Annotated in this window: 19 protein-coding genes and 1 tRNA gene; 14 read left to right on the forward strand and 6 right to left on the reverse strand. The window is 70.3% G+C overall.

From position 1 onward, the window contains the following. Positions 1-22: 22 nt before the first annotated feature. From ACFWQC_RS00075 to ACFWQC_RS00100, 6 genes are all read left to right on the forward strand, one after another. A complete protein-coding gene (locus tag ACFWQC_RS00075) occupies positions 23-787 on the forward strand; it encodes an urea amidolyase associated protein UAAP2 (protein WP_378672272.1) in 765 nt (254 codons plus the stop codon). Beyond that, entirely contained in the window at positions 784-4,488 is a 3,705-nt protein-coding gene (gene uca / locus ACFWQC_RS00080) for an urea carboxylase (RefSeq protein ID WP_378671543.1), read from the forward strand. The genes ACFWQC_RS00075 and uca overlap by 4 nt, the downstream gene beginning before the upstream one ends. After that, positions 4,485-6,182, forward strand: a complete 1,698-nt coding sequence (locus tag ACFWQC_RS00085) for an allophanate hydrolase (protein WP_378671545.1) — start codon at positions 4,485-4,487, stop codon at positions 6,180-6,182. Before uca ends, ACFWQC_RS00085 begins: the two co-directional genes overlap by 4 nt. A gap of 310 nt (positions 6,183-6,492) precedes the next feature. Next, on the forward strand, positions 6,493-7,179 hold the full coding sequence (locus ACFWQC_RS00090) for a TetR/AcrR family transcriptional regulator (protein ID WP_378671547.1): 687 nt from the start codon (positions 6,493-6,495) through the stop codon (positions 7,177-7,179). Positions 7,180-7,331: 152 nt separating this feature from the next. Continuing rightward, positions 7,332-8,600 (forward strand): hypothetical protein, encoded by a 1,269-nt coding sequence (locus ACFWQC_RS00095; RefSeq protein WP_378671549.1) that lies wholly within the window; start codon positions 7,332-7,334, stop codon positions 8,598-8,600. Between the two features lie 116 nt (positions 8,601-8,716). Continuing rightward, entirely contained in the window at positions 8,717-10,108 is a 1,392-nt protein-coding gene (locus ACFWQC_RS00100; protein WP_378671551.1) for a cytochrome P450, read from the forward strand. A gap of 98 nt (positions 10,109-10,206) precedes the next feature. On the opposite strand, the gene ACFWQC_RS00105 is transcribed toward ACFWQC_RS00100, so the two are convergent. Beyond that, a complete protein-coding gene (locus ACFWQC_RS00105; RefSeq protein WP_378671553.1) occupies positions 10,207-11,157 on the reverse strand; it encodes a helix-turn-helix transcriptional regulator in 951 nt (316 codons plus the stop codon). A gap of 84 nt (positions 11,158-11,241) precedes the next feature. Between ACFWQC_RS00105 and ACFWQC_RS00110 the strand changes: the two genes are divergently transcribed. The 3 genes from ACFWQC_RS00110 to ACFWQC_RS00120 are packed head-to-tail and all read left to right on the forward strand — an operon-like array spanning position 11,242 to position 12,783. Then, positions 11,242-11,877: a histidine phosphatase family protein gene (locus ACFWQC_RS00110; protein WP_378671554.1), complete on the forward strand. Its 636-nt coding sequence runs from the start codon at positions 11,242-11,244 to the stop codon at positions 11,875-11,877. Then, positions 11,874-12,203, forward strand: a complete 330-nt coding sequence (locus tag ACFWQC_RS00115; protein WP_357339356.1) for a YnfA family protein — start codon at positions 11,874-11,876, stop codon at positions 12,201-12,203. Before ACFWQC_RS00110 ends, ACFWQC_RS00115 begins: the two co-directional genes overlap by 4 nt. Positions 12,204-12,213: 10 nt before the next feature. Beyond that, complete coding sequence (locus ACFWQC_RS00120; RefSeq protein WP_378671556.1) at positions 12,214-12,783, forward strand: NUDIX hydrolase; 570 nt, start codon at positions 12,214-12,216, stop codon at positions 12,781-12,783. Positions 12,784-13,050: 267 nt separating this feature from the next. Here ACFWQC_RS00120 and ACFWQC_RS00125 read toward each other — a convergent pair whose 3' ends face one another. Then, positions 13,051-13,266, reverse strand: coding sequence for a hypothetical protein (locus ACFWQC_RS00125; protein WP_350713821.1), 216 nt, complete (start codon positions 13,264-13,266; stop codon positions 13,051-13,053). Between the two features lie 164 nt (positions 13,267-13,430). Between ACFWQC_RS00125 and chrA the strand changes: the two genes are divergently transcribed. Next, positions 13,431-14,567, forward strand: coding sequence for a chromate efflux transporter (chrA, locus tag ACFWQC_RS00130; RefSeq protein ID WP_378671558.1), 1,137 nt, complete (start codon positions 13,431-13,433; stop codon positions 14,565-14,567). A gap of 157 nt (positions 14,568-14,724) precedes the next feature. Here chrA and ACFWQC_RS00135 read toward each other — a convergent pair whose 3' ends face one another. Genes ACFWQC_RS00135 through ACFWQC_RS00145 form a run of 3 tightly spaced genes read right to left on the reverse strand, consistent with a single transcriptional unit; the run spans position 14,725 to position 16,891 of the window. After that, the gene (locus tag ACFWQC_RS00135) at positions 14,725-15,315 is read right to left on the reverse strand and encodes a bacterial proteasome activator family protein (RefSeq protein WP_378671560.1); all 591 of its coding nucleotides are present in this window, start codon (positions 15,313-15,315) and stop codon (positions 14,725-14,727) included. A 14-nt stretch (positions 15,316-15,329) separates the two neighbouring features. After that, positions 15,330-16,304 (reverse strand): NAD(P)H-quinone oxidoreductase, encoded by a 975-nt coding sequence (locus ACFWQC_RS00140; RefSeq protein WP_378671562.1) that lies wholly within the window; start codon positions 16,302-16,304, stop codon positions 15,330-15,332. A 17-nt stretch (positions 16,305-16,321) separates the two neighbouring features. Continuing rightward, complete coding sequence (locus ACFWQC_RS00145) at positions 16,322-16,891, reverse strand: molybdenum cofactor guanylyltransferase (protein ID WP_378671564.1); 570 nt, start codon at positions 16,889-16,891, stop codon at positions 16,322-16,324. 187 nt (positions 16,892-17,078) lie between these two features. Here ACFWQC_RS00145 and ACFWQC_RS00150 point away from each other — a divergent pair, with 187 nt between their 5' ends. From ACFWQC_RS00150 to ACFWQC_RS00165, 4 genes are all read left to right on the forward strand, one after another. Next, a complete protein-coding gene (locus ACFWQC_RS00150) occupies positions 17,079-17,855 on the forward strand; it encodes a carbon-nitrogen hydrolase family protein (RefSeq protein ID WP_378671566.1) in 777 nt (258 codons plus the stop codon). A 169-nt stretch (positions 17,856-18,024) separates the two neighbouring features. Further along, positions 18,025-19,650: a hypothetical protein gene (locus tag ACFWQC_RS00155; protein WP_378671567.1), complete on the forward strand. Its 1,626-nt coding sequence runs from the start codon at positions 18,025-18,027 to the stop codon at positions 19,648-19,650. A 53-nt stretch (positions 19,651-19,703) separates the two neighbouring features. After that, positions 19,704-19,934: a biotin/lipoyl-binding carrier protein gene (locus ACFWQC_RS00160; protein ID WP_355021828.1), complete on the forward strand. Its 231-nt coding sequence runs from the start codon at positions 19,704-19,706 to the stop codon at positions 19,932-19,934. Positions 19,935-19,976: 42 nt separating this feature from the next. Next, a tRNA-Ser gene (locus ACFWQC_RS00165) sits at positions 19,977-20,064 on the forward strand. A 3-nt stretch (positions 20,065-20,067) separates the two neighbouring features. Here ACFWQC_RS00165 and ACFWQC_RS00170 read toward each other — a convergent pair. After that, the gene (locus ACFWQC_RS00170) at positions 20,068-20,373 is read right to left on the reverse strand and encodes a hypothetical protein (protein WP_355021829.1); all 306 of its coding nucleotides are present in this window, start codon (positions 20,371-20,373) and stop codon (positions 20,068-20,070) included. Between the last annotated feature and the right edge of the window lie 34 nt (positions 20,374-20,407).

A 20,407-nucleotide genomic window follows, 5' to 3' on the forward strand; every position in this document is an offset into this window, starting at 1 on the left:
AACCACGATCGACAACCCGGTGATGAGGCCTGTGACGACCATTCCCGTCCCTGTGACCACCCATCTGACGCCCGACGGGCAGCTGGTCTCCAGCGTCCCGGTCGGGGCGTCGTACGCCGACAACACTCACCTGGAGTGGGGTGACCCGCTGGTGCCGGGTGCCGTCGTGCTGGACGAGCAGGTGGCTCCGCGGGCCTCGTGGTCGGGTGTCGTACGTGCCGGGCAGGTGTTGACGATCGTCGATGTCGGCGGCAACCAGTCGGGTGACTGCCTGCTCTACAACGCGCACCACACCGACGAGCGCTACAGCGTTCCGGACACGCTCGCGTGGCAGGACAACGCCTACATCCGCACCGGGACCGTGCTGCGAAGCAACCTCGGTCGTGCCCTGATGACCGTCGTCGAGAACGAGATCGACCGCCAGGACACCATCGGCGGCGCGTGCTCGCGTGAGTCCAACACGCTGCGCTACGGCCACCACGTGATGTATCACCACGGCTGCCGGGAGAACTTCCTGACAGAGGGTGCCAAGCACGGGCTCGGCATGCGCGACATCGTCTCCAACATCAACTGGTTCATGAACGTGCCCGTCGAGGAGGACGGTGCCCTCGGCATCGTCGACGGCATGTCGGCGCCCGGGAAGCGGGTCGCGCTGCGTGCGGAGATCGACACGCTCGTGCTGATCTCCAACTGCCCGCAGATGAACAACCCCTGTAACGACTTCAACCCGACGCCCCTGCGGATGATCGTCTCCGAGCCGGACATGGACTACGAGGCTGGCGCATGACGTTGGGTTCTGAAGCCGGACTGTCCTTCGACACTGTTCTGGTCGCCAACCGAGGGGAGATCGCCCGCCGGGTGATGCGTTCCGCGCGCGAGCTCGGGATGCGTACGGTCGCGGTCTTCTCCGAGGCCGACCGAGCGGCACCACACGTGCGGGAGGCCGACGAGGCGGTCTGTCTGGGCTCCGCGCCCGCACGGGACTCCTACCTCCGTGGCGACCTGATCATCGCGGCAGCCCTGCGCACCGGTGCGGGGCTGCTCCATCCCGGCTACGGCTTCCTGTCCGAGAGCGCCGCCTTCGCTCGTGAGGTGGAGGCCGCGGGTCTCCGGTTCGTCGGGCCGACGCCCGAGCAGATCAGCGCCTTCGGCGAGAAGCACTCGGCCCGCCGGCTCGCCGAGAACGCCGGGGTGCCGATGCTGGCCGGCACGGGGTTGCTCTCCGGGCCGGACCAGGCGGCCGAGGAGGCTGCCCGGATCGGGCTTCCGGTGATGGTCAAGGCGACCGGCGGCGGTGGCGGCATCGGGATGACCGCGTGCAGCTCGGCGGAGGACGTCCGGGTCGCGTTCGAGCGGGTCGCCCGCCTCGCCCAGACCAGCTTCGGCACCGCCGGGGTCTTCCTCGAGCATCTGGTGCGGCCCGCCCGCCACATCGAGGTGCAGATCTTCGGCGACGGCGAGGGTCAGGTCGCCGTGCTCGGCGACCGCGACTGCTCGCTGCAGCGGCGCAACCAGAAGGTGATCGAGGAGGCGCCAGCGCCGGCGCTGCCCGAGCACGTACGGACCGTTTTGCACGACTCCGCGCGCCAGCTCGCCAAGTCGGTCTCCTACCGCTCGGCCGGGACCGTGGAGTTCGTCTACGACCCGGGCCGCGAGCTGATCTCCTTCCTGGAGATGAACACGCGCCTCCAGGTCGAGCACGCGGTCACCGAGCAGGTGATGGGCATCGACATCGTCGAGCTCATGCTGCGCCTCGCTCGCGACGGCGTCACCGCCCTGCCCGACGAGCTGTTCCGCAAGTGCCCCGCCCCCAAGGCGTACGCAGTCGAAGCACGCGTCTACGCCGAGGACCCTGCCAAGGACTCGATGCCCTCGTCGGGCCTGGTCACGCGCGCGGTGTTGCCGATCGAGGCTCCCGGCGTCCGGGTCGACTCCTGGATCGAGACCGGGCTCGAGGTCTCGCCCCACTACGACCCGCTGCTCGCCAAGGTGATCACCACCGGCGCGACCCGCGACGAGGCGCTGGACAGGCTGGGCGAGGCGCTCGCCAGCACCCGGATCGACGGGATCGTCACCAACGTCTCCGCCCTGCGCGCGATGACGACGTACGCCGAGCTCCGCTCGGCCACGCACTCGACCTCGACCTTGACTGACCGTGCCAAGGAGGGCCGCGGCGGGGACCCTGATCCGCGCATCGACGTGCTCGACCCGGGCGTGCTCACGACCGTGCAGGACCTTCCCGGCCGGGTGGGCTACTGGCAGGTCGGCGTACCTCCGTCGGGTCCGTTCGACCCGGTCTCCTTCGCCGAGGCCAACCTGGCCGTCGGCAACCACCGGGGTGCCCCGGGCCTCGAGGTCACGGTGCCCCTGGCAACCGGCCGGGCGACGGCCGTGGGGCCCACGCTGGTCTTCTCCGATCCCGCCGTCGTCTGCGTGACCGGTGCCCCCATGCCGGTCAGCGTCGACGGCGCCCCCGTCCCGCAGTGGGAGCCGATCGAGCTCCCCGCGGGGGCGACGTTGACGCTGGGTCGTACCGACGGGCCTGGCCTGCGGACGTACATCGCGGTCCGAGGTGGCCTGGACGTACCCGACTACCTGGGCAGCGCCTCGACGTTCACGCTCGGCGGGTTCGGCGGTCACGCCGGGCGTACGCTCCAGCGCGGTGACGTGCTCCGCCCCGGAACCGCGGTCGACCCGGAGGCGCAACCTGCGGCGACCCCGGTGTCACGGCGGCCGGCGCTGACCAACACCTGGGAGATCGGCGTCACCGAGGGCCCGCACGGCGCCCCGGAGTTCTTCACGCGCGAAGACCTGGACCAGCTCTACTCGGCGAGCTACCGGGTGCACCACAACTCGGCTCGCACCGGCGTACGCCTGATCGGGCCAAAGCCGACCTGGGCGCGTGCCGACGGTGGCGAGGCCGGACTGCACCCCTCGAACATCCACGACACCCCCTACACGGTGGGGTCGCTCGACTTCACCGGCGACACCCCGATCATCCTCGGCCCCGACGGCCCGTCGCTGGGCGGCTTCGTCTGCCCGGCGGTCGTCGCCAGCGGCGAGCTCTGGAAGATCGGGCAGCTGCGCCCGGGCGACACGGTCCGGTTCGTGCCGGTGCGGGAGGGCAAGGCCGCCGGCCTGGTCAACCACCGGGCCTCTCTGACGGTGACCGGCGGTGCGGGTGGCGACGGCGACGACGGCGTGCTTGGCCGGTTGCCCGAGACGTCGGCGCGACCGGAGGTCACCTATCGGCGCAGCGGGGACAACTCCCTGCTGGTGGAGTACGGGCCGATGACGCTCGACCTGGGGCTCCGGATGCGGGTGCACGCGCTGCAGTCGGCCCTGGCCGAGCACGCACCCGCCGGCATCATCGACGTCACGCCGGGGATCCGGTCGCTGCAGGTGCACACCGACTCCTCGGTCCTGCGGGCCGGTCAGGTCGCGGGGCTCCTGCGTGAGCTGGAGGAGGACCTTCCGGCCACCTCGGAGCTGACCGTACCCTCGCGGCGGGTGCGGCTGCCGCTCTCCTGGGACGACCCGGCGACCCGGGAGGCGATCGAGCGCTACACCGCCGGCGTACGCGACGACGCGCCGTGGGCACCGTGGAACATCGAGTTCATCCGCCGGATCAACGGGCTCGGCTCGGTCGAGGAGGTCCACCGGACCGTCTTCGACGCGACGTACCTGGTGCTCGGGCTGGGCGACGTCTATCTGGGTGCGCCGGTCGCGACGCCGTTGGACCCGCGGCACCGGCTGGTGACGACGAAGTACAACCCGGCCCGCACCTGGACGGCGGAGAACTCGGTCGGCATCGGCGGTGCGTACATGTGCATCTACGGGATGGAGGGGCCGGGCGGATATCAGCTCGTCGGACGGACGACGCAGGTCTTCAACCGATTCCGGCGGTCGACGACCGCGGGCGGACTGTTCCGCGACGACCCGTGGGCGCTGCGGTTCTTCGACCGGATCGAGTGGTATCCAGTCTCCGCCGAGGAGCTTCTGGAGCTTCGCGCGGAGGTCGACGCCGGGCGTGGCCCCGCGATAAGCGCAGCCGAGACCGAGGAGGGCACCTTCTCGATCAAGGAGTACGACCGCTTCCTGACCGCCAACGCGGACTCGATCGCAACCTTCCGTGATCAGCAGTCCGCCGCCTTCGAGGAGGAGCGCGAGCGCTGGAAGGCCGCCGGGGAGTTCGACATCTGCGACCGCATCGACGCGCGGGGCGAACCGTCGGACGTCGAGGTGCCGGAGGGGTGCGTGCAGGTGACCGCGCCGTTCACCTCGACCGTCTGGAAGGTCGTCGCGAGTCGCGGTGCGCGGTTGACCCAGGACGCCCCGCTGATGGTCGTCGAGGCGATGAAGATGGAGGCGAGTGTCCCGGTTCCGGTCGCCGGCGAGGTGGTCGAGGTCTACGTGAAGCCGGGCGAGCAGATCGTCCCGGGGCAGGTCATCGCTGCGGTCCGGCCGCTCGACGGGCTCGGCTCTTGATCCATTCACTTCCAGGCGGTGCGGTCGCCCGCGCCACCGAGACCCTCGACCGCATCGAGGCCTCCGATCGTCCGGAGATCTGGATCTCGCTGCGTTCGCGTGAGGACCTGCTCGAGGAGGCCGCCGCGATCGACGCGAAGGTGGCCGGCGGAGAGGTCCTGCCGCTGGCCGGACGCCTGCTGGCGGTCAAGGACAACATCGACGTCCGCGGCCTGCCGACCACCGCCGGAGCGCCCTCGTTCGCCTACCCGCCCACCGCCGATGCCACCGCGGTCGCCCGGTTGCGAGCCGCCGGGGCGTTGGTCGTGGGAAAGACCAACCTGGACCAGTTCGCGACCGGCCTGGTCGGCACCCGCAGCCCGTACGGAGCGGTCCGCAACGCCTGGGATCCGACCCGGATCTCGGGCGGATCCTCGTCGGGCTCGGCGGTCGCGGTCGCCCTCGGCCTGGTCGACCTCGCGCTGGGGACCGACACCGCGGGCTCCGGCCGGGTGCCGGCGGCGCTCAACGGCATCGTCGGGGTGAAGCCGTCGCGCGGGCTGGTTCCGGTCACCGGCGTCGTACCCGCCTGCTACACGCTCGACTGCGTCACCGTCTTCGCCCGGGATCTCGGATCTGCCCGGGCGGCTGCGGAGCTGATGGCCGGTCCCGACCCTTCTGACCCGTTGTCGCGTACGTTGCCGGCGGATGCCGGTCTGCCGCCGGTGCCGAGGGTGGCTGTGCCGACAGGCGGGCATCTCGACGGGCTCGCTCCGGGGTGGGCCGCCGCCTTCCGGGCGGTGGCCGCGCGGCTGGCCGACGCCGGGGTCGAGATCGTCGAGACCGACATCTCGCCGCTGCTCGAGGCCGCCAGGCTGCTCTACGAGGGCGCCTTCGTCGCCGAGAGGTACGCCGCGGTGGGCTCTCACCTCGAAGCCAACCGAGACCTCATCGGGACCGACCTCGACCCGACCGTCGCCGCGATCGTGCTCGCCGGGGCGTCGGCCAGCGCAGCCGACTGGGCGCGCGACGTGGCCCACCTGGCGCGCCTCGGGGCGGCGGGGAGGGAGGCCCTCGCGGGCTGCTCTGCGTTGCTGACGCCGACGACGACGTGGCATTCGACGCTGGCCGAGGTCGCCGCGGATCCGGTGGGCGCGAACGCGCGCCTGGGCCGCTACACGAACTTCGCGAACCTGCTCGACATGGCCTCGCTCGCGATCCCGGCCGGCCAGGTCGGCGGGCTGCCCTTCGGTGTGATGCTGACCGGGGCGGCCGGTAGCGACCGCACCCTGGCCGCACTCGGCCACACGTTGCTCAGTCCCTGTGTCGATCTCTTCGTGGTCGGCGCGCACCTGTCGGGACAGCCCCTCAACCACCAGCTGGTCGAGGCCGGCGCGACGCTGCTGGGCCCGGTGTCGACCTCTGCCGACTACCGGCTGTTCGCGCTGGAGACCGTGCCGCCCAAGCCCGGACTGGTCCGGGTGGGTGCCGCCGGGAACGGGGTACCGATCGAGGGCGAGCTGTGGCGCGCCCCGGCCGCGGGCCTCGGGACATTCGTGGGCGGCGTACCTGCTCCGATGGTCATCGGGAAGGTCACGCTGGCAGACGGCTCCTCGGTTTCTGGATTTCTCGTCGAGCCTTTTGCGGTCGAAAGGGCCGCCGATATCTCGGCGCACGGAGGTTGGCGTCGTTACCGGTCTGAGCAGGGCCTTTAACGTTCTGCGTGGATATCGGTTACGGGACTGGGGTCATTCCTCCAGGTGGCACACGACTCTGTTCAGGGGCCTGATCCCTCGTCACACTGGGCAGAATCCGCCAGCATTATCGCCCCGGGAGGATGCTGTGCCGCGCTTATCGGTTCTTTCTGCCATACACTTTGTTGACAGGGAATTCAACCCTCCTGTGGGACTTTCGACTCTGTTCTTTAGGGGAAGAAGACTCTTTCAAGTCTTCCCCGAAACTCGGGAGGCCGCTTAGATGGCGTACATGACAACTAGGCGTTCTCGGCCCGGCCGCCCCAGGCATGTGCCCGATTCGGGTACCGCCTCACCCCGCGACCAGATCCTCGATGCCGCTGCGCGACTCTTCGTGTCCCAGGGCTTCGCGGCCACGTCCACCCGCGAGATCGCCGACCAGGTCGGCATCCGTCAGGCCTCTCTCTACTACCACTTCGCAGGCAAGGACGAGATCCTCGTCGAACTGCTCCGTAAGTCGGTTCGTCCGACCACGGACAAGGTCGACAAGATCCGCAACCAGGTGCCACCGCTCGATTATGAGACGGCTCTTTATCTGCTGGTTCTCGTCGACGTACGCACGCTTGCCGACGTGGATCACAACGTCGGAATGCTCTACATGCTGCCGGATGTGACCAACGGCGAGGTCTACACCGAGTTCCGCCAGGAGCACGAAGAGCTCGCTGCCGCCTACGCCGATCTGGCGAGCAAGGTGGCCTCGGAGAAGGTGCTCGAGGGCGTCGATCTGAAGCAGCTGGGCAACATGCTCATCCAGCAGGTCGAAGGCGTCATCAGCATGCGCGCCGAGATGATCACCAAGGACACGGTCCGGAGGATCACGTGCCCGGAGGCGTGGGCGATCGCTTCCTCGTGCCTGCGGATCTGCGGTGTCAGCCAGGACAAGATCCAAGCCGCGAACGCGGTCGCCGTCGAGATGCTCGACGACTTCCTCGATGACAGGGTTCGCGAGCCCGCCTGACAAGGCAGGCTGACAAGTCGGTAACTGGTGGGTAGGGCTTGCGCGTGTGAGTTGCCCTGTTGAGGCTTGAACGACACACTTTCCGAGCCCGTTGCCCGCTTCCCCACCGCGAGGACCCCACACGTGTGCATTGACCCTTCCGGAGGCCGCTGATGGCCCGGAAGCAGACAGCCATCCTCTCCGTCACGCGCGGGGTCACGACGCTCAACGGCCTGGTGGTGGATCGTCCGTGGGGTGAAGACCCGCACCAGGCAGGCATACGTGCCGTGCGGGAACAGTTGGCCGGCCCGAGCCGCAAGCCCGTCCAGGTCGTCGCCACCGACGACGAGGCCCGCGTCCGGATGGTCGTCCATCCCGACGGGCAGGTCACCGACGTCGAGACCCTCGAGGTCTTCGGGAGCTACGGTTCGCCCGACGACGTACCCGGTGCGGCCTGGCTCCCCGCCGGCGCCGGGCCCTTGATCATCCAGGGCGTCGTCGAGCCGGACCCCGAGCCCGATCCTGAGCCGTACGTGCCGCCTGTCCTGGCTGTTCCGGCGCCGGCTGTCGAGCCACCACCTGCGCCCGACCCGGAGCCGGAACCCGATCCTGAGCCGGAACCCGAGCCGGAACCAGAACCTGCGCCTGCGCCGGCACCTGCGCCGCCTCCGGCACCGGTGCCGCCCCCGGCACCTGCGCCGGTGCCGGTGCCTGAACCGGAGCCAGAGCCGGAAGCGGAACCCGAGACCGAGCCCGAACCAGAGCCCGAACCAGAGCCTGAACCAGAGCGAGGAACCCCCGCCAGGAGGGCTGTCGCCGGACCGTTGGTGCCGCTGCACCATCTGGAGTCGACCGCCTACCGGCGGTCGCGGATGACGCGTCGCGGCCGGGTGGTGCTGGTCGTCCTCGCCATCCTGCTGCTCATCCTGATCTACGAGGTCGTACGCGGCGTCGTCACCGGTTCCGACGCGGACTCCTCCGACAACAAGGAGCCGCAGAGCCAGCAGTCGGCGCCGAGCGCGGGGGCCAGCGACGAGGCGCCCTCGGAGACGCCCTCGCCGAGTGCGTCGGCGTCCTCGGTCCGCGTCGAGCCGACGCCGACCCCCACCCCGACGCCCAAGCCGACGCCCAAGCCGACCAAGAAGCCCGCGCCCGAGCCGACCAGGACGCTGTCGGTGGAGGCGATCGCGATGACCGAGGCGATCGGGCTGCGGATCGACGCCAGCAGGCTGCCGGTGACGGCCACGATCGCGATGGATCCGTGGGGTGCGCCGGAGCGGTTCACGCGTACGGTCACGATCACCGAGCCCAACCAGCTCGTCGTGGTCAAGCCGGTCGCCTCCGGGCACGCGGAGTGGAGCGTCCGGGTCGACGGTGCCAAGAAGGTCACCGGCTACACGCACTCGTGGCCCAAGGGCGATCGCGAGTTCGTGCGCCGCTGATCTTCGTGGCCGATGCGGTTCGATACAGGACTGAATTGCTACCAGGGTCGGATGTGTGGGACTTCCGTCCGGCGTACGCTGCACAAGAACGTGTTCCTGCGCCTCGGAGGTTTCGCATGCAGCTCAAGATGACGCCGCCCGTCGGCACCCGCACGATTGCCAGCCGGACGCTGGGCTGGACGCTGGGCACGGTGGAGCGCACCGCCAAGCAGGGCGTGCGCTGGGCGCTGGGGCACGGGCTGCCGCGTACGGCCATCGTCCGGTCCGCCCGGAAGGGCGATCTTCAGGGCGACCTGATCCTCAGCGGCCCGGGTTCGCACACCTTCGATCTGGTTGATCTGTTCGAGGAGTTCCGTGCGCGCGGGCCGCTCTACCAGGGCGGGTTCAGCCACCTCGCGGTCGACCACGAGGTCATCAAGGAGGTGCTGACCAGCAACGACTTCATCACCGGGTTCTTCGCGCCGGACGAGTCGGGCACCGGCCTGCTGGCGAGGGCGGCGAACTGGTCGGCCAGCGACGTCTTCGCCCCGCTCCAGCCGCCGTCGCTGCTGGCGACCGAGCCGCCGGAGCACACCCGATACCGCAAGCTGGTCACCCGTGTCTTCACGGTGCGTGCGGTCGAGAAGCTGCGCGCTCGCACCGAGGAGATCGCCCGAGAGCTGCTCGACGACCTGGAGAAGGAGGCCTCGTCGGGAGCCGACGTCGACCTGGTCACCCGCTACTGCGGGCTGCTGCCGATCACGGTGATCTCCGAGGTGCTCGGCGTCCCCGTCGAACTGCGCGAACGCATGCTCGAGCTCGGCAAGGGCGCGGCGCTGAGCCTCGACATCGGGCTGGGCTGGCGCACGTTCCGGGACATGGAGGCATCCCTGGAGGAGTTCGACACCTGGCTGCGTGGCCATCTGGAGTATCTCGCGGAGCACCCCGGTGACGACCTGCTCAGCCAGCTCGTCGCCCTCCGCGACGACGGCGACCGGCTCAGCGAGCGGGAGCTGCGGGCGATCGCCGGGCTGGTCTTCGCGGCCGGCTTCGAGACCACCGTGAACCTGATCGGCAACGGCATCGCGCTGCTCCACGACAACCCCGGTCAGCTCGAGGTGCTCAAGGCGCAGCCCGACCTGTGGTCCAACGCCTCCGACGAGATCCTGCGGCTCGACCCGCCGGTGCTGCTCACCGGCCGGGTCGCCCGGCGCGACTCCACCATCGCCGGCCAGGCGATCCCGCGCGGCACGATCATCAACACCGTGCTGGCCGCCGCCAACCGCGACCCCGCCGTCTTCACCGACCCGCACACCTTCGACGTCGCCCGCGAGAACGCCCGCGACCACCTCTCGTTCTCCAGCGGCCGCCACTTCTGCCTCGGTGCCGCCCTGGCCCGGATGGAGGGCGAGATCGGTCTCCGCCTCCTCTTCGAGCGCTTCCCCGGGCTCGAGCTCGTCGGCGACCGCGAGCGCCACCCCACCCGCATCCTCCGCGGCTACTCGCATCTCCCCGCCCGCCTCAGCTGACCCGCCGAGAGGTCAGGTACGTCGGTCGAGACGTCACTCCCGTCGGCCGAGACGGCACCTCTGTGCCACCTCGGCCGACGCCGGTGACGTCTCGGCGTTCAGCGCGCGGCGGCGTCGAGGAGTCGCTGGCCGAGCAGAGCTACGCAGCGGCGTACCTCGTCGCCCTCGACGACCCGGAAGGGGACGGCGCGGCGGGCCAGCTCTTGGGCGTACCACTCCGGGCTGTTGGTGCTCCCGACGAGAAGGCAGTGGCCGTCGTCGATCGGTTCGAGGCGGCCCAGGACGCGCGGAAGGTAGCGGTCGACCTGCGCGAACGGGGCGTCGAAGACGACCTCGACCGCATAGGCCCAGCCCTCGCCGAGATGTTCCTCGACCTCGGTGACGGGGTCGATCTCGGGACGTACGAAGGTGGTCTCCTCGATGTCGACGGCGCCCATCCGGTCGACCCGAAGAACCCGGCGTGCGTCGGCGGTGTGCGACCAGCAGAGCAGGTACCAGCGGGCGTGGCGTACGACGACCGCCCAGGGGTCGACGACCATCTTGCGCTCGTTGCCGTTCTCGGTCGTGTAGGCGATGGTGGTGCGCCGCCGGGAGTCGCAGGCCTGGACCAGGCTGGTGGTGACGTCGGGGTCGGGCGAGACCGCGCTCTGGTCGGGGACGGCCGAGATCGTACGCCGCACCGCGGCCACCGTCTGGGACAGCGACTCGGGCAGCACCCGGCCGATCTTGCCGACCGCGCTCCCGACCGGCCCGGTGGCGTCGGCGATGTCGTGATGGCCGTCGAGCAGGGCCATCACCAGACCGAGCGCCTCCGCGGTGGTGAAGATCAGCGGCGTACGCATCCCACGGCCGAGCCGATAGCCGCCGTAGGGACCGCGCTCGGACTCGACCGGGATCCCCGCCTCCCGCAGGATCGCGACATAGCGGCGGGCTGCCCGCTCGGTGACCCGCAGCCGCTCGCCCAGCCGCTCGGCGGTGATGCCGGGGGAGGACTGCAGCAGCTCGAGGGTGAGCAGCGCCCGAGCGGTCGGGCTCTCGTCATGTCCCATCGTGGCGGCTCCCGGAAGTAGGTCGTCCGGATTCACATTAGTCCGTCACTTCCAGCACGGTGGGTCCCGTACCCTTACCGGCATATGAGACTTCTGCTGATCAGACACGGCCAGACCCCGAACAACGTCTCGGGGGCGCTCGACACCGCCTTTCCTGGGGCCGGCCTGACCGAGCTCGGACTGTCCCAGGCCGCGGCGGTCCCGGATGCCCTGGTCGGGGAGAGGATCGCGGGGCTGTACGCCTCCCGGCTGGTGCGTACGCAGCTGACCGCCGAGCCGCTCGCGAACCGGCTCGGGTTGCCGGTCGTCGTGCAGGAGGGGTTCGAGGAGATCAGCGCCGGCCGCCTGGAGATGGCCACCGATACGGAGTCCGTGACGGCCTATCTCGAGGCGCTCGGCGACTGGATCGCCGGCACGCTCGAGACCCCGGTGCCGGGCGGTGAGGCGGGCCACGAGTTCTTGGCGCGCTACGACGCCGCGGTGCAGGCCGTGGTCAAGCAGCACGAGCCCGATGACACCGTCGCGATCGTCTCGCACGGTGCGGCGATCCGGATGTGGACCGGGCTGCGCACCAGACGGTCACCCGCCTTCGGCGACGACAACCGGATCCGCAACACCGGCCTCGCGGTCGTCGAGGGCAGCCTGGAGGAGGGCTGGACGACGATCTCCTGGAACAACGACCCGCTGGGCGGTGCGCACCTGATCGGCGACGGCTTTTGATCCTCCGCTCGCTCCTGCTCTTCGTGCTCGCCGCGATCGCCGAGATCGGTGGCGCCTGGTTGGTCTGGCAGGGGCTCCGAGAGCATCGCGGCTGGCTCTGGGTGGGCGCCGGATTCATCGCGCTCGGCCTCTACGGCGTCATCGCCACGCTGCAGCCCGACGCCCACTTCGGGCGGATCCTGGCTGCGTACGGCGGTGTCTTCGTCGTCGGCTCGATCGCCTGGGGGATGGCGATGGACGGTTACCGGCCCGACCGCTGGGACATCGCCGGTGCGGCGCTGTGCCTGGCCGGGATGGGCATGATCATGTACGCACCGCGTGGGTGAGGATGGGGCCATGGCCTCCGAGGAAGACTCCCCGCGCACTTTCGTCCCGGTACCTCCGGAGGAGCGGCCACGCCGCACGCGGAGCACGGTCCGGGTGCTCCTGATCGACGACCGCGACCGGATCCTGCTCTTCGCCGACTCCGACCCGGGCATCCCGGGGGCGCGCTGGTGGATCACCCCCGGCGGCGGCATCGATCCGGGCGAGAGCGAGCGAATCGCCGCGGTGCGAGAGCTCGAGGAGGAGACCGGCCTCCTGGTCACCGAGGTCGACCTGGTCGGGCCGACGATGCGGCGCACCGTGGTGCACGGCTACAGCGACGTGGTCATCGACCAGGACGACGTCTTCTACGCGTGCTGGGTGTCGGCCTTCGAGGTCTCCACCGCCGGCCACACCGAGGAGGAGCTGCTCACCATGGCCGAGCACCGCTGGTGGACGCGGGCGGAGCTCGCGGCGACCGACGAGGAGATCTGGCCGGCGGTGCTGCTCGACCTGTGGAAGGACGCCGACGTACGTCGTGACGCGGCCGCGTCTGACCCCGCCGATGGCGGATGGGTGGAGGAGTCGTCGGTCCCGGCCTGACATCCGCGCTCTGGAAACGCCGCAGCCGACCATCCCCCTCGATGGTCGGCTGCGGCCTTGCGAGATCTGGTCGATGACCCTCGGTGCGACGAGATCTCTCGCGTGTGCCGTCCGCACGAGCGTGAATCCCCCGATCCCGCTCGTGCGACGACACTCAGTCCGTGGTGCGGCTCCCCGACCGTGCCCTGGCCCTCCCCCTCAGTAGGCCCAGGGCGTCCACCCACAGCATCAGGCTGTGTACGACGGACCGAAGATGTAGGCGCATGGTCAGCGGAAGGCGCCGAGCGCGACGATGCCGGTGGCTGCCACGGCAGCGACGCCGAACATCGTGGTGCCGACGGCCGGCGGCATCCCGCCGCGGTGCTTGTGCTCGGACGGGTCGGGCTTGCGGAGGCTGCGGACGGCGTCGAGGACGTTGTTGCGGAGCGACTCGACGGCGGTCAGGTCACTGCGGTGACGTGCGGTGATCGTGGTGGTAGCCATGGTGTTCCTCTTCTCGGCGGACGGCGCTGGCCGTCCGTTGTCCGGCGGCCTTCACGTGAGAGAAACGGGGTCGCGACCAGGTCATGACGCAGCTTTACTCCACTTTGGAGTTACATAAGATCCACAACTGAGAAACATCAGGCCGAGCCCGTACGCTGCGCGTCATGACCACGACGCTGGTGGAGATCACTCGGGAGTGGGGCCGGATCGGTTTCATCGGGTTCGGCGGTCCGCCCGCTCACATCCGCCTGCTGCGCGAGACCGTCGTCGAGCGCCATGGCTGGGTGGAGCCGGAGGAGTTCGAGGACGCGATCGCGACCTGCAACCTGCTCCCCGGACCCTCCTCGACCCAGCTGGCGATCTTCACCGCCTGGCGGGTACGCGGAGCGCTCGGCGCGTTGGTCGGCGGGCTCGCGTTCATCCTGCCGGGGCTGGTGCTGATCGTCGCCCTGGCAGCGCTGTTCCTGGGCGACCCACCCGCGTGGGTGCTGGGCGCGGGCGCCGGTGCCGGTGCGGCGGTCGCCGCGGTCGCGGTCGCGGCCGGCTGGGCGCTGGTGCCCTCCTCCTACGAGCGGACCCCGTCGCGTCCGCGATGGATCCTCTACGCCGCCGTCGGCACCGTGGCCGCCGCGACCACTGGGGCCTGGGTGGTCCTCGTGCTCGTGGGCGCCGGGCTCGTCGAGGTGGCGATCCGGAGGCCGTGGCGTACGAACTCCTTCCAGTCCCTCCTCACCCTGCCCTTCTTGGCTCAAGGAGCGCTCACCACAGCGGTGGCAGCACCGCTGGCGTGGACGGCCTTCAAGGTCGGCGCGCTGTCGTACGGCGGCGGGTTCGTGATCATCCCGCTGATGCAGTCCGATGCGGTCGACCGCTACGGCTGGATGAGCGACGCCGAGTTCCTCAACGCGGTCGCGCTCGGGCAGATCACGCCGGGCCCGGTCGTCCACACCGTCGCGGTCGTCGGCTTCGCGGCCGCCGGACTCCTCGGGGCGCTGGGCGCTGCCGTGATCGCCTTCGGGCCGTCGTTCGTGATGATCATCGCGGGCGGACGGCATTTCGAGGCGCTGCGCTCCTCGCCGCTCGCCCGTGCCTTCCTCGACGGCGCCGGGCCGGCTGCGATCGGTGCCATCCTCGGGTCCGCGGTCCCGCTGGCGCTGGCGACGAGCGAATGGTGGCAGTGGGTGGTGCTGGCTGCCGCCGGCGTACTCCTGCTGCTGCTCAAGCGTGGGGTGGTGCTCACGCTGCTGCTCGCGGCAGCGGCCGGGGTCGTCGTGGCTCTCGCCGGTGGGCCGCTGCCTTAGCCCAGATCCACCGATCTCCGCCTGCTACGCGCCACCATACGGGCGCGCTGGCGGCGTTGACGCCGCTCAACAGACGCCCGGTATGCCCTCGCGGCGTCGCCTTGCCATCACACCCGTCTGGTGACGCTCGCGACGGCGGCCATCGGTGGATCCGGGCTTAGAGGTAGAGCCCGCCGGAGGAGTCGCCGTGGTCGTGCTGGCCGCCCTGCTGCTGCCCGCCCTGGCCGGGGGTCGGCTGACCCTCGGGGGAGAGGCTCACCCCCGGCGGCAGGCCCTTGCGGATCTGCTCGAACTGGGCGCGCGCGGCGACCTGCTGGGCGTAGATGGCGGTCTGGATGCCGTGGAAGAGACCCTCGAGCCAGCCGACCAGCTGCGCCTGCGCGATCCGCAGCTCACCCTCGGACGGCGTCTGCTGCTCGGCGAACGGCAGCGAGAGCCGCTCCAGCTCCTCGACCAGCTCGGGCGCGAGCCCGGACTCGAGCTCCTTTATCGAGGCCTGGTGGATCTCACGGAGCCGGTTGCGGGAGGCCTCGTCGAGCGGGGCGGCCTTCACCTCCTCGAGCAGCTGGCGGATCATCGAACCGATCCGCATCACCTTCGCGGGCTGCTCCACGAGGTCGGTCACATCGCGCTCTTCGTCCCCGTCGGCCTCCGGCGCGGTGGCGCCCTTGAGTACGTCGGCGGGCACCGCGATCGGCTGCCCGTCGGGTCCGATGACCACGACTTCCCCGGTCTGCTCCTGCGTCATGCGCTCAACCCTACCTAGCGTCCGGTGGTCAGCAGGATCTTGCCGGTGTGCGTGCCGGACTCCATGAGCCGGTGCGCCTCGGCGGCGTCCGCGAGAGGAAGTACGTCCTGCACGACCGCCTTCACCTCACCGGCCTCGACCATCGGCCAGATGCGCTCGACGACCTCGGCGCAGATCCTCGCCTTCTGCTCGACCGGGCGGCCGCGGAGGTTGGTGGCGATCACCGCGGCCCGCTTGCGGAGCAGGGCGTTGATGTCGAGCTCGGCCTTGGTGCCGCCCTGCATGCCGATGATGACCAGACGGCCCTCGGGGTTGAGGGCGTCGATGTTGCGGGCGAGGTACTTCGCGCCCATGTTGTCGAGGATGACGTCGGCGCCGCCGTAGACCTTGGCGACCTCGACGAAGTCCTGGTCCTTGTAGTTGATGGCTGCCTCGGCGCCGAGCGACTTGGCGAGCTCGGCCTTCTCGGCCGACCCGACCGTGGTGATCACCCGGGCGCCGATCTGGCTGGCGAGCTGGATCGCCATCGTGCCGATCCCGCCGGCGCCGCCGTGGACCAGAAACGTCTCGTCGGGAGTCAGTCCGCCGACCATGAACACGTTGGACCACACGGTGGTGGTGACCTCGGGAAGCGCTGCTGCGGTGACCAGGTCGACACCTTCGGGCACCGGCATCACCTGTCCGGCCGGGACGGCGACCTTCGTCGCGTAGCCGCCGCCGGCCAGGAGCGCGCACACCTCATCGCCCTCCTGCCACCCCTCGACGCCCTCGCCGACCGCGGAGATCACGCCGCTGCACTCCATGCCGATGATGTCGCTGGCGCCCTCCGGTGGCGGGTAGAAGCCCTGGCGCTGCAGCAGGTCGGCCCGGTTGAGGCCCGCGGCGGCGACGTCGATCACGACCTCCCCGGCTGATGGCTCCGGGTCGGGACGGTCGGTGACGGTGAGGACCTCGGGTCCTCCGGGCTGCTCGGCTACGACGGCTCGCATGCCTCCACACTAGGAGCCTAGGGCGACTTCAGGTCCGTCCAGGTGTCGATGTCGCGGTGCTCGTCGCCCTCGGAGGGGACCTCGACGAGATCGAGGTCGGCCAGCAGCTTGCGCAGCGGCATCCCGTGCTGCCCCTCGTGGTCCGGGCGGACCTCGGCGAGCCGTTCGGCGGAGAGGACCAGGGCCAGCTGCCTGCGCTCGTCGGGCCCGACGAGCACGGCACCGTCGCGACCGAACGCCGCCTCCCTGAGTCGCGACAGCGTCCGCGGCCGCAGGAAGGGCATGTCGACGGCGACCACCCCGACGTACGCCCGCGGGGTCAGCAACGCGTCCACGCCGGTCAGCAGGGCGGCGACCGGGCCGCCGAAGCGGGGGTCCTCGCGGACGAAGGTCACCGGACGCTCGGTGTGCACCGGGTCGCCCACGACGACGACCTCCATCGCATCGACGACGGCGTCCAGCGCCCACGCGAGCATGGTGCGACCGCCGAGCTCGATGCCGGACTTGTCGATCCCGTCGAGGCGGGAGCTGCGTCCTCCGGCGAGCAGCACGGCTGCGTACGGCTCCCATTCGTCCCAAGCAGTCACGCCGCCACCTCCGTAGCGCAAGCGCGAGAGTACGGACGCGGCGGCGTGAAGATCTCGATGGTCGCTCGCTGACGCTCGCTCGCGACCACCTCCGTAGCGCAAGCGCGAGAGTACGGACGCGGTCGCGTGCAGTTTCGACGGCTCACTCGCTGGCGCTCGTTCACACGGCAGACCCTAGTCTGGAGAGGTGACCACCTGGAACAGCCTCCGGATCAGTCTCGTGCAGCAGGCCTCGGGTCTCGACCCCGACGCCAACCGGTCCCTCTTGGCCGAGCTGACACCGAGCGACAGCGACCTGGTCGTCTTCCCCGAGGTCTTCGCCAGGGACTTCGGCAAGCCGGGATCCGACCTGAGTCCGTACGCCGAGGCCCAGGACGGGCCGTTCGGGACCGAGCTGTCCCGGGTGGCTGAGAAGCGCGGCGCCACCGTGGTGGCCGGGATGCTCGAGACCAGCGGCGATGCCGACGGCCGGCCGTTCAACACCTTGCTCGTGCGGGGCGGTGCGGAGGCGGCGTACCGGAAGATCCATCTCTACGACTCCTTCGGCTACAAGGAGTCGGATGCGCTGGTCGCGGGCGCGATCGAGCCGGTCGTGGTCGACATCGACGGGGTGCCGACGGGGCTGATGACCTGCTACGACCTGCGCTTCCCCGAGCTCGCCCGGCGTCTGGTCGACCAGGGAGCCGAGCTGATCGTGCTGCCGGCCGCCTGGGTGGCCGGTCCGCGCAAGGTCGACCACTGGCGCACCCTCGTGCGAGCACGTGCGATCGAGAACACCGTCTTCATCGCGGCGGCCGCCCAGTCGGCCCCTCGCTACTGCGGTCACTCGATGGTCGTCGACCCTCTCGGGGACGTGCTGGCCGAGGCCGGTGAGGGCGACGAGATCGTCTCCGCGACGATCGATCGAGCCGTGCTCGAGGAGGCGCGTCGCACCAACCCCTCCCTGGTCAACCGCAGAATGTGACCCTCGTCAACAACTCCCCGTCACAGCGGTAAACGGATATCGATGACTCGTTAGGTTCACCCCTTCCCCGGTATCCTCGCCTGTTATGGACCGAGCCCCCCGCCGTCGCGCTGACAAGAGCAAGCGTGGCCGTCGTGCAGCCGGTCGCAGCGAACCCACACCCGCCTACGTGGAGCCGACCTCGAGCGAGGCGCTGGCCTATGACCAGTGGGCGGAGGACGACTGGAACGGCTATCAGGACACCGGCCAGACCTTCGGCGGGCAGAGCAACGGCCCGGGCTGGAGCGAGAACGGCTGGGCCGACGACACGTGGTACGACGAGCGGCAGCAGGCTCAGGAGCCTCCCTCAACCGGTGGTGGTCGCCGGATCGCCGGCCGCGCTGAGCCCGAGCAGTTCGACGAGCCGAACGGCTACACGGGCAAGCGTGCTGCGCGGACGGCACCGGAGGAGCCCTCCTACGGCGGCTACCCGGCGCCGGAGTTCCGGACCGAGCCCGAGCCCGCTCTGAGCGGGCCGACCGCGCCGCCGCCGAGTGCCTGGCAGGCCCCGGCCTACTCCGCGCCTGCTCCCTACCTCGGCACGACCGGCCTGGCGCAGGCGCCGCAGACGCCACCCCACGTCCCGCAGCCCGCGTATCAGCCCGACCCCTACCAGTCCGGCCATCTCGAGCCGGTCCACGATCCCGTCGGGCCCTACGACACCGAGACGTCCGGTCGGCCCACCACCGCCGCCAAGGTGACCTCGTTCCTGGCTCAGCCGCGGGTCCCCGGAGCCGGCGCCGCCCGCGCGGGCCTCGGCATCATCGAGAGCCTGACCGCCGGCACCGTCCGGGCGATCTGGCTGGTCGCGCTCGCCGTCGGCGTGCTCGGCCTCGCGGTCAGCGCCTTCGACCTGGGCCCCGAGATCGTCGGCGGCCTCGGCGCCGTCGTGGTCGGCACCGCTTACACCTTCGCGCTGGCTCACCGCACCGGTGGCCGCCCGCTGATCTTCGGCTCCCTGGCAGGGGTTGCCGGGCTCGTCGTGGTGCTCATGGACAACGAGGCGCTGCGTACGGGTGCGGCGGTTCTCGTTGCATCGGTGGCGGCGGTCCTCGCGGTGATGGCCACCGTCCCGTCGCGACGCTTCCCGAAGACGATCCGGGAGACGTTCATCGCTGTCGGCATCGCCGCGCTGGGCAGCTTCGCCGCGCTCGGCTTCGAGCCGGTGGTGATGGTCTCCCGATTCGAGTACGCGACGCTGGCCTGCTCGCTCGCCATCGCCTTCTTCGCGGTCTACCGCCTCGGTGCCGGCCTGCACGGCCTCGGCCGGCGCGGCGCGATCATCGTCGGCATCGGTGGCCTGATGCTGGCGCTCACCCTGATCTACGCCGAGATGCTGCGCCGCTACGGCAGCACCGGCCTGATGGACTCGGTCGACGACATGCAGCGCTGGTGCCGCATCCACATCGGTGGCTACCCGCACCCGATCCAGGCGCTCTTCGGGGTCCCAGCGCTGGTCTGGGGCACCCACATGCGCTCCCGGCGCCGCCAGGGCTGGTGGGTCTGCCTCTTCGGCGTGACGCTCACCGCGCCGGTCGCGAGCACGTTCCTCAACCCCGATGTCGGGCTCGCCGAGGCGGCTCTCTCGGTCGTCTACAGCATCCTCATCGGTCTGGTGATCGCGTTCGTCATCATCCGGATCGACCTCGCGCTCACCGGCTCGACCGCCGCCGGCAGCGGTCGCAGGGCGGCGCGTGAGGCCGACGAGGCCAGCGCCGTCCGCCCCGAGCCGGGGCGTACGCACGCCCTGCTCTGACGCGCTCTCCAGCTAGCTAGGGCTACCACGCGGTAACCCATAGGTTCTGGGGTATGAGCCGCAGAACCCCCACCACGATCGCAGCCGAGATGGTCGCGAACGTCATGAGCGTTGGAGTGCAACCCGGGGACAAGGTGGCCGTCGGGGACACCGTCATGCTCTTGGAGTCGATGAAGATGGAGATCCCCGTCCTCGCCGAGGCCCCGGGCACCGTGGTAGCGGTCAAGGTCGCCTCAGGAGACGTCGTCCAGGAGGGCGACGTTCTCGTCGAGTTGAGCGCCTGAGGCTCAGGCGCACTAGACTCGGCCACGCGCCCACGGGCGCATGGAGAGGTGCCGGAGTGGCCGATCGGAACCGCCTTGAAAGCGGTCGTAGGGAGACCTACCGCGGGTTCGAATCCCGCCCTCTCTGCCAGACTCAGACCTCTTGCAGGTGCCGATCCACATCGATCATCAACCGCCTCAGCTCGAGGAGCAGATCCTCGAGGTCGGTGCGGTCGAGCACGTCGTCCGCGAGGACGGCGAGCCTGCTCAGCAGCGTGCCGCGGTCGCGGAGCGCGCTGACATCGCTGAGGGCATGCCACTCCTGCCCGGTGTCGAGGACCAGCAACGCATCACGTACGCCTCCGAGGCGCTGGCGCACCGACCACCGCCAGAGACCGACGTTGGCCCCCGGACGGGGAGCGGCGATTGCGGTATCCAGGGCCCGAAGAGCATCCGACATATTGGGAAGCACACCTGTCATGAGCAGATTGTGA

The organism is Nocardioides sp. NPDC058538, from assembly GCF_042719275.1.
In the GTDB taxonomy this organism is placed as follows: Bacteria; Actinomycetota; Actinomycetes; order Propionibacteriales; family Nocardioidaceae; genus Nocardioides.